Origin of the sequence: Reinekea forsetii (genome assembly GCF_002795845.1) — a bacterium.
GTDB lineage: Bacteria > Pseudomonadota > Gammaproteobacteria > Pseudomonadales > Natronospirillaceae > Reinekea > Reinekea forsetii.
The window spans coordinates 894015-907228 of sequence record NZ_CP011797.1; the positions used below are offsets into that span (position 1 = coordinate 894015).

Below are 13214 nucleotides of genomic sequence, written 5' to 3' on the forward strand. Positions count from 1 at the left end.
GCAATATTTCTTTCTCACTGGGGTTGAAGAAAACCCATCGAGGGTGGATTCTCTTCTTATTGAGGCTTAGCCCCAAGGCATTAGGAGAGGATTTTGGTGAGGTCGTAGATGGACTGATTAAAGGGTCGAGCCATATTCTCGATGGCATCGATAATATCGTGGTGGGTGAGTTTATTACTCTGTATGCCAACACAGCGGCCGGCTTCACCCTGTATTAATAATTCCACGGCAAAGGCGCCCATTTCACTGGCCATAATTCGATCGAATGCGCACGGCGAACCGCCACGTTGGGTGTGACCCAAGATTGTGGCGCGGGTTTCCAAGTGGGTGCGTTTTTCGATTACCATTGCCAGGTCCGCGACATTGGTGATGTGTTCGGTGATCGCGATAATGGCGTGTTTTTTACCTTTTTCGACATCACTGACGATGCTGGCGACCAACTCGTCTTCGTTGTAACCCTTTTCGGGGATGATGGTGAATTCCGCACCGCCCCCGATGGCCGCCATCATGGTTAAGTCGCCACAATGACGACCCATGATTTCGACTATTGAAATACGATTGTGTGACGAACTGGTATCCCGCAATCGGTCGATGGCATCTAGGACTGTATTTAAGGCGGTATGAAAGCCGATGGTATAGTCGGTGCCGGCGATATCATTGTCGATGGTGCCGGGCAGGCCGATACAGGGAAAACCCATTTCGGTCATTTTCTTCGCACCCATGTAGGAGCCGTCGCCTCCTACGACCACCAGCGCCTCAATATCGAGCTTGCGCATATTGGCGATCGCGGTGTGGCGTACCGACTCTTCTTTGAATTCCGGAAAACGTGCCGATCCGAGAAAGGTACCGCCTCGATTGATCATGTCGGAGACGTTGTGCCGTTCGAGCTTCTTAATACGACCTTCATGCAAACCTAAGTAACCGTCATAGATGCCGTAAACTTCAATGCCCTTAGCAATAGCGGTTCGAACCACCGCTCGAACTGCCGCATTCATACCTGGGGCATCGCCACCGCTGGTAAGTACACCGATTTTCTTGATCATGGGAGGACTGCCTCTAGAGTTCAATGCCTGTGAATGGATCAAAAACAGGCTATTTGGTATCCGATCTGGGGCCGTAAAATGTAATGAAATTACATTAAAAGGGCCTGAAATTAATAATTGGGGCTATTTTAGTGTGCTTAAGCAACTTTTGATAGGGTCAGTAGGGCGTATTTAACCGGAAATGGAAATTAAGTACCAAAAGTCAGGAATAGGGCCGTGTGCTAACCACGAGGTGGGTGAGCGCTCGGCCGAAGGGTTCTTAGCGGCGCATCTCAATATTGCGTGACGCCATATGTCGCTTCGCATCGGCGATGGTGAATTCCCCGAAGTGAAAGATACTGGCCGCTAGCACGGCATCGGCATGTCCCAGATTAACGCCCTCGGCCAGGTGCTCCAAGGTGCCGACACCGCCACTGGCGATCACCGGTATCGATACCGCATCGGATATTGCGCGCGTCAGGGCCAGGTCGAAGCCGCTTTTGGCGCCATCTCGGTCCATGCTGGTCAACAGCAATTCGCCCGCACCATACGCCTGCATGCGGATGGCCCACTCAACGGCGTTTATGCCGGTCGCCTTGCGGCCACCATGGGTAAAAATTTCCCAGTGGTCATCGACGCGTTTGGCATCGATGGCGACCACAATACATTGGGCGCCGAAGCGCTCCGAGGCTTCGCGGACAAAGGCTGGGTTGCTGATGGCGGCCGAGTTAATGCCAATCTTGTCGGCGCCGGCATTGAGCATGGCGCGGATATCGGCGACGGTACGAATGCCACCGCCGACCGTCAGCGGGATAAAGACCTGCCCGGCGATGGCACGCACCGTCTCGATCATGGTACCGCGACCTTCGTGGGTGGCGGTGATGTCGAGCATGGTGATTTCGTCGGCACCCTGCTCGTTATAGCGTTTGGCGACCTCGACCGGGTCCCCGGCGTCGCGGATATTAAGGAAGTTGACACCCTTAACGACTCGGCCCCGATCGACATCCAAGCATGGAATAATTCGTTTGGCTAATGGCATCTTGATTCCCTGTTATGCGCTTGTATAACGATCGCAGTACTGTTGGGCCGCGCTTAAATCCAGCGTACCTTCATAGATGGCACGACCGGTAATGGCACCGGCGATGCCGCTCTGGGCATGCTGGCACAGCTCGGTGACATCGTTCATATTGGTGACGCCACCCGAGGCGATGACCGGTATTCCACATGCAGCCGCCAAGGCTTGAGTGGCCGGCCAATTGACGCCTTGCATCATGCCATCCCGGCTAATATCGGTGTAAACGATAGCACTGACACCGGCGTCGGCAAAACCGACGGCCAGGTCGGTAGCCTTGACGTTACTAATGTCGGCCCAACCGTCGGTCGCCACCCAGCCGTCTTTGGCGTCGATGCCCACTATGATTTTGCCCGGGAATTGCTTACAGGCCGCCTTTACAAAATCCGGATCCTGCAGGGCCTTAGTACCGATGATGCACCAGCTGACACCGGCCTCGATATAATGGGCTATGGTCTCGAGCGAACGAATACCGCCACCAATCTGAATCGGTAACTTGGGATATTTCTGCGCAATCCGAAGCACGGCATCGGCATGGATCGGCGCGCCTTCGAAGGCGCCATTGAGGTCCACCAAATGCAAACGCTTGCAGCCAGCCTCGACCCAGCGGGTCGCCATGGCAACCGGATCGGCACCAAACACGGTGGCGTCTTCCATACGCCCTTGCAGAAGGCGAACGCAGTGGCCGTCTTTTAAATCGATGGCAGGGATAATCAGCATGATGTGTCCTATTGAAAAAATCAGTCGGTGGGTTACAGGCGCCCATTCCAGTCGGTAAAGTTTTTGAGTAGCTGCAAGCCGGCGGTATGGCTTTTCTCCGGATGGAATTGAGTGGCAAACAGGTTGTCGCGGCCCACCATCGCCGCAAACTCGGGTCCATAGTGGCAGGTACCAATGGTGTAGGCCGGTTGTGGCTCAACATAGTAGCTGTGGACAAAATAGAAGCGCTCCCCTGACTCAATGCCCTGCCAGAGCGGGTGTTCGGCTTGTTGATAGACGTTATTCCAACCCATATGGGGCACTTTCATCGGTAAATCGTGGACATCGAGCGCATCTTTCGGGAAACAATGGACCCGACCGGGGAAGGTGTTGAGACCAGCCACGCCCCCGTTTTCATCACTGGAGTGCATCAGCGCCTGCATGCCGACACAGATGCCCAAAAAGGGCGTGCCGCTGGCCAGAACGTCGCGCACCAGCGTGTCGACGCCCTGCGCGCGTATTTCCGCCATGCAATCGCGGATGGCACCGACGCCGGGCAATATCACGTGATCGGCAGCGGCGATACGCGCCTTATCTGCAGTAATTTCAACCTGAAAATTGGGTGCCACATGCTCTAGGGCTTTGGCAACCGAGTGCAGGTTGCCCATGCCGTAGTCGATAATGGTCAGGAGGTGTTTGCTCAATTCGAACTCCAAAAACAGTGCGGCCGGTCAGGCAGAGATGACCGACCGGTCCAGCGGAACTATTACAGCACGCCTTTAGTGGACGGAATTGCGCCAGCTTGTCGTTCATCGACGGACACGGCCGTTCGTAAGGCTCGTCCAAAGGCCTTGAAGATCGTCTCAGCCTGGTGATGCGCGTTGCGACCTTTTAGATTGTCTATATGCAGAGAGACTAGGGCATGGTTGACGAAACCTTGAAAGAACTCGACGAACAGATCGACGTCAAAGGTGCCAATACTGGCTCGGACGAAGGTGCAATCAAATTCTAGGCCCGGTCGGCCGGATAAATCGACCACCACGCGGGACAGCGCCTCATCTAGCGGGACATAGCTGTGACCGTAACGGGTCAGGCCTTTCTTGTCGCCAACGGCCTTGGCAAAGGCTTGCCCCAGGGTAATGCCCACATCTTCGGCGCTATGGTGATCATCTATTTGATTATCACCGTCACAATAGACGTCTAGGTCAAAAAGCCCGTGGCGAGCAATCTGATCGAGCATATGGTCCAGAAAAGGGATAGACGAATTGAGCGTCGCCTTGCCGGTGCCGTCTAGATTGATCGACACCCGAATCTGGGTTTCGTTAGTGTTGCGTTCTACTGTCGCCTGGCGACTCATGACAATCTCTCTGTATGAAAGTGAGGTTAATCTTTCTGGACGGGTGGCCGGTTTATTGACCAAAACCACTTGCTGAGGGCGATTATATAAGTATGCTGACCGTCAAACCACCCATGCGTGTCAATCTGGTTCATCGAAGAGCGCTATAGTGAGCGAAACTATCACTTGGGTGACCCGCGTGCGCACAGGTCATAGCATACCACTGGGGTTGTGGGTCGTGCTGCATTCAGGGCTAGCGAACCCAATAATAGTGGTGCTCCTTGGGCCAAATGCAAGCTTTAGGGCGGCCTCACTGCCTTGCTGTAGGCTAATGAAATCGAGCCCCTTAAAGGTATGCCGGCGTTATTTAAGAGGACCCGTTCCGCTAGCACTGGGGCCATAAATAGAACCTATGGGTTGTTTAGATGTTCCCGCCAGGGTGAGATATTGAGTGCTACCAACGGCTAAGAGCAAGCCCCCAAAAGGTGCCTTCTGTGTGTTTAGCGCACAATAGTCATTTAAAAATCGAAACACTCGCCAGAGGAAGCACCGTGATTCAGTCATTAGAACAGTCTGTTAATGAAGAAAATGAAACGCGCATTCGCTTGTATGATTTTTCCACGGGTACGCAAACCTTTTTTCAGTGGCAGGCCGGGATGTTGCCCTCCCTCGCCGGGAAAAGGGTGCTGGAGCTGGGTTGCGGCAGCGGTGGCTTTTGGCAGTCTCTATTACCGCGCTGGTCAAACTGCGCGCTGACACTGACCGATATTTCTCAGGATATCTTGTCGTCAGCCCAACAAAAGCTCGAGCCGCTAAGCAACCTAGCCGCGAGCCTTGAATTTGAAACGCTGGATTTTAATGAGTTAGCCAAGGTCGCGGGCCCTTTTGATGTGGTTATCGCCAATCACAATCTGTTTTACGCACAGGAAATCGACGGACTGCTGGCCTCAGTGATCCGCTTGCTGACGTCCGACGGACTGCTGATTTGCTCGACAGTGGGGCAGGACCATCTGCATGAATTGGCCACTTTATTAAGGTTAAAGCAGCAGGATTTGACCTGGGGCGCCGAGACATGGGCCAACTGCTTTGGTTTGGAAAATGGCGGTGGCATCTTGCAGCGCCACTTTCAGCAAGTAGACCAGTTTGAATATGACAACAGTCTGCACGTCAACTCCGCAGAACCGGTAATGGATTATCTGTTGAAAACCATGAAGAGTAGTCTGGCCGAGTGGGTGACGGAGCATTACGACGAGATCCATGCCGCTATTAGTGACGCCATGGTGGTCAGGGGATATTTGCGCCTCACCCCTCATTCAGGCTTCTTCATCGCTCGAAAAAACGGTTAACACCTCTACCTTCGTCCCAGCATTGCAACCTATTGCGGGCCTTGGTGTGCTTATTCAATGCGCTATTTTAGTGCACATTTGTTTCTTATTGCTCTATATTGGTGCCTCGGTCTAATTTAGGCACCTTGATTGTGCAAACGGGGTCAACTCTTTTGTAGCTCTGGGCATTTATCCGCGCCATTTTAAACAGACCCCAGAACACAAGTTCCCGCCCCTCGCTGGCTTTGTTCGCTCTAGGCCTTGCTCGCATCAAATAATACTGCATGAGTAGCGGACTGGCCTGTTTCTTGCGTTTCTCACTCATACTCAGACTAGGATGATTACCTTGGTGGATAAGGATTCAGCATTTCGACGCATTATGGCACATCAATATACGGCAGTAGTGGTGCTGGATGGGTCCTGTGTCGTGGAGCATATTAACTCTGCCGCCGAACTCCTACTGGTGCGTTCCGAAAAACAACTGCTCGGCCATGCCTTTGATAGCCTGTTTGCCCAACCGGATGAAATTCGGTCTCTGCTGGCGTCGGTTGTTCAGGAGGGCGCTTCGGTATCGGTGCGCTCGGCCAGCTGGCAAATGCAGAGCCGAGAACTCCTGACACTCGACTTTATTGTCAGTCCCGTTATGGATAGGAACCAAATACACCTAATTGTGGAAATGGTACCGGCCGACCGATCGGTGCGCATCAGCCGCGATGAGGGTCGAGTGGATCATACCGAGACCAGTCGGCATTTGGTGCGCGGCCTGGCGCATGAAATCAAGAATCCGCTCGGTGGTATTCGCGGTGCCGCCCAGCTATTGGCGAGCGAATTGCCCAGTGATGAGCTGCAGGAGTACACCCGGGTAATCATCAAGGAAGCCGATCGATTGCGTAATTTGGTCGACCGGTTATTGGGCAGTCACCAGATGCCGGCCTTCTCGCAATTGAATATTCATCAGGTCCTAGAGCGTGTATTGGCGCTTATCAAGGCCGAAGCAGGTGATCGTGTGACCCTGATTCGCGACTACGATCCGAGCATTCCGGAGTTTCTCGGGGACGAGGCACAACTGATCCAGGTCTTTCTCAATATCGCCCGCAATGCCCTGCAGGCCCTGTCGGAAAGCGATCAATCGGCTGCGGTAATTCGCTTCCGATCCCGTACCGTGCGCCAATATACCATCCGACAAAAACGCCACCGTATCGTTGCGCGTATCGATGTAATCGACAATGGCCCTGGCATTGAGCGCGATATGCTGGAAAAAATATTCTATCCGATGATCTCCGGTCGTGCCTCGGGCACGGGCTTGGGTTTATCGCTGGTGCAACAGTTGGTTGAATTACACAATGGTTCCGTAGCGTGTGAAAGCGAAGCGGGGCAGACATTATTTACCGTCCATCTTCCCTTGGAGACAATAGATGAGTAAGACCAAGACTATCTGGGTGGTTGATGACGACCGTTCTATCCGCTGGGTGTTGGAACGCGCTATCAGCAAACAGGGCCATGATTGCTCGGTGTTCGAAAGTGGTGAAGCCCTGCTGCGCAAGATATCGACCCAGACCCCCGATGTCATTATCAGCGACGTGCGTATGGATGGCATGGGCGGGCTGGAGTTGTTGGCGCGGATGCAGGAAGAGCATCCCGATATCCCGGTGATTATTATGACTGCCCATTCTGACCTAGACAGCGCGGTGTCGTCGTTTCAGGGCGGCGCCTTCGAGTATTTACCCAAGCCATTTGATGTCGACGAGGCGTTGGCCTTGGTCGAGCGAGCAATCGAGCACCGAGCGAAGCACCAACCCAAAGAAGCGGTTTTTGTTGAGGAGTCGCCAACTGAAATTATCGGTGAAGCGCCGGCCATGCAGGAAGTGTTTCGAGCCATCGGGCGTTTATCGCAAAGCAATATAACTGTATTGATCAATGGTGAGTCCGGTACCGGTAAAGAATTGGTGGCTCAGGCCCTGCACCGGCACAGTCCGCGTAAGACCGAGCCCTTTATTGCCCTGAATATGGCGGCCATCCCCCGTGATCTGATGGAATCGGAACTGTTTGGCCACGAGAAGGGCGCCTTTACCGGTGCGCAGAATTTACGTCGCGGCCGCTTTGAACAGGCCGATGGTGGCACGCTGTTTCTCGATGAGATCGGCGATATGCCGGCTGAAACTCAGACGCGTCTGTTGCGGGTGCTGTCCGACAGCGAATTTTACCGGGTCGGTGGGCATTTGCCGATCAAGGTGGATGTGCGCATCATTGCCGCAACCCATCAAAACCTTGAGCAGCTGGTCGAAGACGGGCGTTTTCGTGAAGATTTGTTTCACCGCTTGAATGTGATTCGAATTCACATCCCCAAATTGTCCGATCGGCAGGAGGATATTCCTAAGTTACTCGACTTCTTCCTGCACAAGGCGGCCAAAGAACTGGGCGTCGAAGCCAAAACCTTGCGACCGGATACCCAGTCTTACCTGACCCGGTTGCCCTGGCCCGGTAACGTCCGCCAGCTGGAAAATATTTGCCGCTGGATTACCGTGATGGCCTCGGGCCGGGAAGTCTTGGTGAATGACTTGCCGCCGGAGCTGGTCGAGGAGGTTACGCCGGGTGGCGGTCATGAGAACTGGGAACAATCGCTGCGCAACTGGACTGATCGTGAGTTAGCCCGCGGCGAGAACCGTATTCTTGATCTGGCGATCCCCGCCTTTGAACGGGTGATGATTGAAACCGCGCTGAAACACACCGCGGGTCGGCGTCGGGACGCCGCCGAATTGCTCGGCTGGGGTCGTAACACCCTGACCCGTAAGATCAAAGAGCTGGGCCTCGATGACGGCCATGACGAATCGGATTGATCCAGAATTGACGGGTATCAACGCAATCAACAGGGCGAGCTTAGGGCTCGCTTTTTCATGGCGTACCAATAGGCCGGATGAAACAGGTTATTGTCGGCATTTTACTGGTGCTTGGCGACGTCAATCCATACAATGTGCCCGAAATTAACTGAACTCAATGCCGGGAGTGCATATGTCAGATATTAAAAAAGTTGTGTTGGCCTATTCTGGCGGTCTCGATACCTCGGTGATCGCTAAATGGATTACTGAGACTTATAAGTGTGAAGTGGTCACCTTTACCGCCGACCTGGGTCAGGGTGAAGAAGTTGAACCCGCCCGCGCCAAGGCTAAAGCCCTGGGCATCAAAGAAATCTACATCGAAGACTTGCGTGAAGAATTCGTCCGTGACTTCGTTTTCCCGATGTTTCGCGCCAATGCCATCTATGAGGGTGAGTACTTACTCGGCACCTCTATTGCCCGGCCCCTGATCGCCAAGCGATTAATCGAAATCGCCAATGAAACCGGTGCGGATGCTATCTCTCATGGTGCCACCGGTAAGGGTAACGATCAGGTTCGCTTTGAGTTGGGTGCCTATGCCTTGAAGCCCGGTGTGAAGGTGATTGCGCCTTGGCGTGAATGGGATCTGACGTCGCGTGAAACGCTGATGGACTATTGCGCCAAACATGATATCCCGGTCGATTTCAACAAGGCGGGCAAAAAATCGCCCTATTCGATGGATGCCAACCTGCTGCATATTTCCTATGAAAGTGGCATCCTGGAAGATCCATGGACCGAAGCCGAGGAAGAGATGTGGCGCTGGAGTGTCAGCCCCGAAGCGGCCCCCGATCAAGCCACCTATATTGAACTGTCGTACCTCACCGGTGACATTGTCGCCATCGATGACCAGGCAATGACTCCGGCCGAAGTCCTGACCTATCTGAATAAGGTTGGTGGCGACAACGGTATCGGACGTCTGGATCTGGTCGAGAATCGCTATGTTGGTATGAAAGCACGCGGTTGTTATGAAACACCCGGTGGCACCATCATGATGCGTGCTCATCGTGCCATCGAATCCATTACCCTGGATCGCGAGGTTGCTCATTTAAAAGACAGCCTGATGCCGAAATACGCCGAGCTGATCTATAACGGCTATTGGTGGAGCCCGGAGCGTCAATTGTTGCAGAAGATGATCGACGCCTCGCAAGAGCCGGTTAATGGCACAGTCCGCTTGAAGCTCTACAAGGGCAATGTGACCGTGGTGGGCCGTAAATCCGACGACAGCCTGTTTGATGAGAAAATGGCGACCATGGAAGACGACGCCGGCGCTTACAACCAGAAAGACGCTGAGGGTTTCATTAAACTGAACGCCTTACGCTTAAAGATTGCTGCCGCCAAAGGCCGTAGTCCGCTCTAAACCGAGCTATACTCCGTCCCGATCCTTCAGGTGTCGTGGCGGAGTCCTCTTCGTGAATCGACGGCGATCTCGCTCAACCACCTTGTGCATATTCGTCCGTTGGTATCCTAGCGCCCGCCTGGGGTGTCGTCCTTAAGCAAGGGAATGTCGATTGGATAACCTCTTCTTTATCGCCTCAAAACTGATCTGGATGTTCATTTCACCGGCCAATTGGCTTGTGTTGATCCCGCTGCTGGCGCTTTTATTGAACCGCTTAGGGTGGCTGATATGGGCGCGCTGTACTTGGGCTCTAGAGATCGGGCTTATTTTACTGATTGGTGCCTATCCGGTCGGCCAATGGTTGGCTGAGCCATTAGAATCCTATAGTGCGATTCCTGTGCCGGATGCACCGGCTCCCGATGGCATTATCGTGCTTGGTGGGGCATGGCAGACCGAGCAAGCCGATTATTGGCAACAATGGGAGTTGAATCACGCCGCGGAACGCGAGCTGGCCTTTCTGATGCTGGCCGAGCGCTATCCGGCTGCTAAGCTAGTCTTTACCGGCGGATCGGGCCGCGTGTTTAGTCAAGGGCTGAAGGAAGCTCATTGGGCACAGGCTCTGTATCGGGATTTTGGTCTCGACCAGACGCGCTTAACGTTGGAAAACGAGAGTCGCAACACCGATGAAAACGCTCGCTTCAGCAAGCGACTGGTGACCCCCAAAATCGGCGAGCGCTGGTGGTTGATCACCAGCGCATACCATATGCCACGCTCGGTGGGGGTCTTTTGCCAGCAAGGTTGGTCGGTCACGCCCTACCCGGTGGACCACTACTATGCCGGCCTGTCCTGGCGTCCTAATTGGCAACTGGCCAAGCATCTGCAGGAGCTGGAGCGGGTTTTACACGAATGGCTGGGTCTGGTGGTGTATCGTGGCACGGGCAAAAGCAGTTATTTATTTCCCCCACGTTGTTAGCGGGTAACGGGCCACTTCAACAGCATATCGACCAATGCTTGCCGCTTGATTGGCTTCACTAAAATATCATCTGTCCCGGCGACCAGGCAGTCCTGTCGATCCTGTTCGCTTGAGTTCGCCGTGAAGGCGATAATAGGCTGGGTGAAGCCGCGCTCGCGTAAAGTTTTTGTTGCCGTTAATCCATCCATTTCGGGCATTTGTATATCCATAATGACCAGATCGATAGGATGTTGGCCCACATAGTCCAGAGCCGCTTGAGCCCGACTAAAGGGTTTAATCTCGATGTTGAGGCGTTTCAACAAGCCACAGACCACTTTTAAATTGACTTCATTATCATCAACAACAACGATGCGACGTCCCTCAAAGTCGGGTTGGCTAGGCTGTACTGCCTCCTCGAGAGGGCCTGCGGGTGCCGGCGCGACAATAAGTGGCAAGGTGAACCAAACCTGGCTGCCTAGGCCCAATTGGCTTTCCGCACCGATCTGCCCCGCCATCAGCTCAACCAGATCGCGTGCAATGGTCAGGCCTAAACCGGTTCCGCCATAGAGTCTTGACGTCGATGAATCCGCCTGCGAAAAGGGTCTAAACATGTCCTGTACGCTCTTGGGATCCATGCCGATGCCATTGTCGATGACTGAAATTTTAACCAGTTGAGACCGTATGTCGACTGAAAGCTCGAGTGTCACCGTGCCTTGGGGGGCAAATTTAAAGGCGTTACTGAGTAGATTGGCAATGACCTGTTCGATGCGTTGTTGATCGCCTATGATCCACTTTGGCAGTTCGGGCGCAATGATCAGTTCGAACCTGGCTGCGGGATTGTTACCAAAGCCAGCGGCATAGATGCGGGCGATTTGCTCGGCCAGGGATTGAATATTAAAGGGCTGATTGTCAATCGTAAGCTTGTTGTTCTTTAGTTTGGCAAGATCCAAAATATCGTTAATTAGGAACAGAAGAAACGACGAAGCATGGTCAATTACGGCCAAGTGTGCCAATTTCTTCGGTTTGTCGACCTGTTCGTTTAACAGTTCGACCGAGCCTCGAATGGCAGTGAGCGGGGTGCGTAATTCATGACTGATGTTTGCCAAGAATCGCTCCTTGCTACGCACTGCCTGATCGGCAGCGAAGATCGCCTCTCGAGCAGCAAGCAGGCTAGCGGATTTTTCAAGGTAAATAATATTCAGTTGATGGCCCAACACTAAGGATAACAACACGACTTCTATGGCAACGGCGATCAAGCCCAGGTGTTCAACAAATAGAATGGAATTGGTCTGGAGTTGTGTCGTGAGGGAAAGAAAGAGCGGAATCCCAAAGGCAACGATAATAAAGGCAATATTGGCAATCAGATAATAGCGTGCCGTCTTGTGACCCCGACGCGTCAGGGCAATGCCGGCAGTTAAGCCATAGAGAGCAAAGATCACGGCTCCAAGGCCCGCAAACTGATAGCTGTATTGAGGTAATAACGGTAACAGCAGCCAAAATGAGGCAATTGTCGCAATTGATAATAGGCCAGCTTTGTACAGCCAAGGGGTGCGGTGTGGGGCGATGCCAAGCAAACACATCACAAAGCCCATGTAGGCAAGGTTGGACGCCATGACGGTTAAGCTGATGCTATAGATGATTGGCCAAGCGAATATATCACTGAAGACATTTAATGCGGTCGCGTTGTAAATGAGGTTGCCGAAGATAAACATCGAGTAGAAAAAGTCGGCTAGATGATGGCGCACCAACCCGAGGATGAGGTAATACAGACCCAGAGCCAGGAACATGCCCAGCGCCATCAAGGTTAGGCCATTACTGAGCTTGATCGATTCTTGATAGGATGCCTGGTCATAGAGGGCTGGAGTGGGTTGGCCCATTGAAAAGGGCGTACTCATACGGGTAAAAATACGATATTGACCGGGCGGCACCGACAGGGCGCGGCCATGGCGTAAGAAATAACCATTCACCTCGGTACTTTGAATGCCGCCATGGTAGGCCGCAACTGCCTCACCGTGTGCGTCGATCACAAAATGACTGAACAGACCAACTACCGAGGAGTTTTTAAAATCGATCACCAGCGGTTTGTCGGCCAGGACCTGGGCCGACATCAGATGCCAAAAAGTACCGCCCGTTCGCGGCAACCTATCCGCGCGCGCAATCAGTTGCCCAGGTTCCAATGCGAGCAATTCACGCCAGCCGGTTGAGGAGTCACTAAGGCTGTCATCGAGCCAGAAGGCATCTGCGTTAGCGGCTGAAACTGGATGGGCGACAAGCAACATAAGAGCCAAGGCAAATCGAGCGAGCAGTGAACCCGTACCGAAAACGCATGATCGCCTTAGTGTTTGGGCCGATAGATTTATCATTGTTGGCTGATACTTAGTGAGCTGAGTGACCCAAAGGCTAACAGCAACGAAATGGTTGTCAATTTTACCGGTGTCAACAGCAACCGGGCTCGGTGATCCGTTTAGCTCCCAAACTCATGCTCGGCCATGCTGGCTTGATCAGCCGATTCAGTTCAATAGGACTCATGACAATGTAATTATCACTACATTCTTAACGTGATTGTTCGTTGATTCCGATCAACTTTGTAATATTCCTA

11 protein-coding genes are annotated in these 13214 nt (G+C 53.1%); 5 read left to right on the top strand and 6 right to left on the bottom strand.

The features are described from left to right. Positions 1-80 precede the first annotated feature (80 nt). The 5 genes from pfkA to hisB all read right to left on the bottom strand — a co-directional run bounded on the left by pfkA (position 81) and on the right by hisB (position 4150). Positions 81-1043, bottom strand: coding sequence for a 6-phosphofructokinase (gene pfkA, locus REIFOR_RS04170; RefSeq protein WP_100256371.1), 963 nt, complete (start codon positions 1041-1043; stop codon positions 81-83). Between the two features lie 259 nt (positions 1044-1302). Further along, positions 1303-2061, bottom strand: coding sequence for an imidazole glycerol phosphate synthase subunit HisF (hisF, locus tag REIFOR_RS04175; protein WP_100256372.1), 759 nt, complete (start codon positions 2059-2061; stop codon positions 1303-1305). A 12-nt stretch (positions 2062-2073) separates the two neighbouring features. Next, on the bottom strand, positions 2074-2814 hold the full coding sequence (gene hisA, locus REIFOR_RS04180) for a 1-(5-phosphoribosyl)-5-[(5-phosphoribosylamino)methylideneamino]imidazole-4-carboxamide isomerase (RefSeq protein ID WP_100256373.1): 741 nt from the start codon (positions 2812-2814) through the stop codon (positions 2074-2076). Between the two features lie 32 nt (positions 2815-2846). Next, positions 2847-3497 carry an imidazole glycerol phosphate synthase subunit HisH gene (hisH, locus tag REIFOR_RS04185; RefSeq protein ID WP_100256374.1) on the bottom strand — a complete coding sequence of 217 codons (651 nt, stop codon included), beginning with the start codon at positions 3495-3497 and terminating at the stop codon, positions 2847-2849. Positions 3498-3559: 62 nt separating this feature from the next. After that, complete coding sequence (gene hisB, locus REIFOR_RS04190) at positions 3560-4150, bottom strand: imidazoleglycerol-phosphate dehydratase HisB (protein WP_100256375.1); 591 nt, start codon at positions 4148-4150, stop codon at positions 3560-3562. Between the two features lie 530 nt (positions 4151-4680). Here hisB and REIFOR_RS04195 point away from each other — a divergent pair. The 5 genes from REIFOR_RS04195 (at position 4681) to REIFOR_RS04220 (ending at position 10636) form a co-directional block, all read left to right on the top strand. Further along, the gene (locus tag REIFOR_RS04195; RefSeq protein ID WP_100256376.1) at positions 4681-5475 is read left to right on the top strand and encodes a class I SAM-dependent methyltransferase; all 795 of its coding nucleotides are present in this window, start codon (positions 4681-4683) and stop codon (positions 5473-5475) included. Positions 5476-5803: 328 nt separating this feature from the next. Further along, positions 5804-6877 (top strand): nitrogen regulation protein NR(II), encoded by a 1074-nt coding sequence (gene glnL / locus REIFOR_RS04205; protein WP_227003756.1) that lies wholly within the window; start codon positions 5804-5806, stop codon positions 6875-6877. After that, positions 6870-8291: a nitrogen regulation protein NR(I) gene (gene glnG, locus REIFOR_RS04210; RefSeq protein WP_100256378.1), complete on the top strand. Its 1422-nt coding sequence runs from the start codon at positions 6870-6872 to the stop codon at positions 8289-8291. The genes glnL and glnG overlap by 8 nt, the downstream gene beginning before the upstream one ends. Positions 8292-8463: 172 nt before the next feature. Continuing rightward, a complete protein-coding gene (locus REIFOR_RS04215) occupies positions 8464-9684 on the top strand; it encodes an argininosuccinate synthase (RefSeq protein WP_100256379.1) in 1221 nt (406 codons plus the stop codon). Between the two features lie 151 nt (positions 9685-9835). Beyond that, on the top strand, positions 9836-10636 hold the full coding sequence (locus tag REIFOR_RS04220) for a YdcF family protein (protein WP_100256380.1): 801 nt from the start codon (positions 9836-9838) through the stop codon (positions 10634-10636). Here REIFOR_RS04220 and REIFOR_RS04225 read toward each other — a convergent pair. Beyond that, positions 10633-12894 carry an ATP-binding protein gene (locus tag REIFOR_RS04225; protein WP_158524286.1) on the bottom strand — a complete coding sequence of 754 codons (2262 nt, stop codon included), beginning with the start codon at positions 12892-12894 and terminating at the stop codon, positions 10633-10635. The two genes, REIFOR_RS04220 and REIFOR_RS04225, sit on opposite strands and share 4 nt — an antisense overlap. Positions 12895-13214: the final 320 nt, after the last annotated feature.

Excerpts from the sequence above, each read along its gene's own strand:
- pfkA (WP_100256371.1), bottom strand. The coding sequence starts at position 1,043 with ATGATCAAGAAAATCGGTGTACTTACCAGCGGTGGCGATGCCCCAGGT.
- hisF (WP_100256372.1), bottom strand. The coding sequence starts at position 2,061 with ATGCCATTAGCCAAACGAATTATTCCATGCTTGGATGTCGATCGGGGC.
- hisA (WP_100256373.1), bottom strand. The coding sequence starts at position 2,814 with ATGCTGATTATCCCTGCCATCGATTTAAAAGACGGCCACTGCGTTCGC.
- hisB (WP_100256375.1), bottom strand. The coding sequence starts at position 4,150 with ATGAGTCGCCAGGCGACAGTAGAACGCAACACTAACGAAACCCAGATT.
- glnG (WP_100256378.1), top strand. The coding sequence starts at position 6,870 with ATGAGTAAGACCAAGACTATCTGGGTGGTTGATGACGACCGTTCTATC.
- REIFOR_RS04215 (WP_100256379.1), top strand. The coding sequence starts at position 8,464 with ATGTCAGATATTAAAAAAGTTGTGTTGGCCTATTCTGGCGGTCTCGAT.
- REIFOR_RS04225 (WP_158524286.1), bottom strand. The coding sequence starts at position 12,894 with ATGTTGCTTGTCGCCCATCCAGTTTCAGCCGCTAACGCAGATGCCTTC.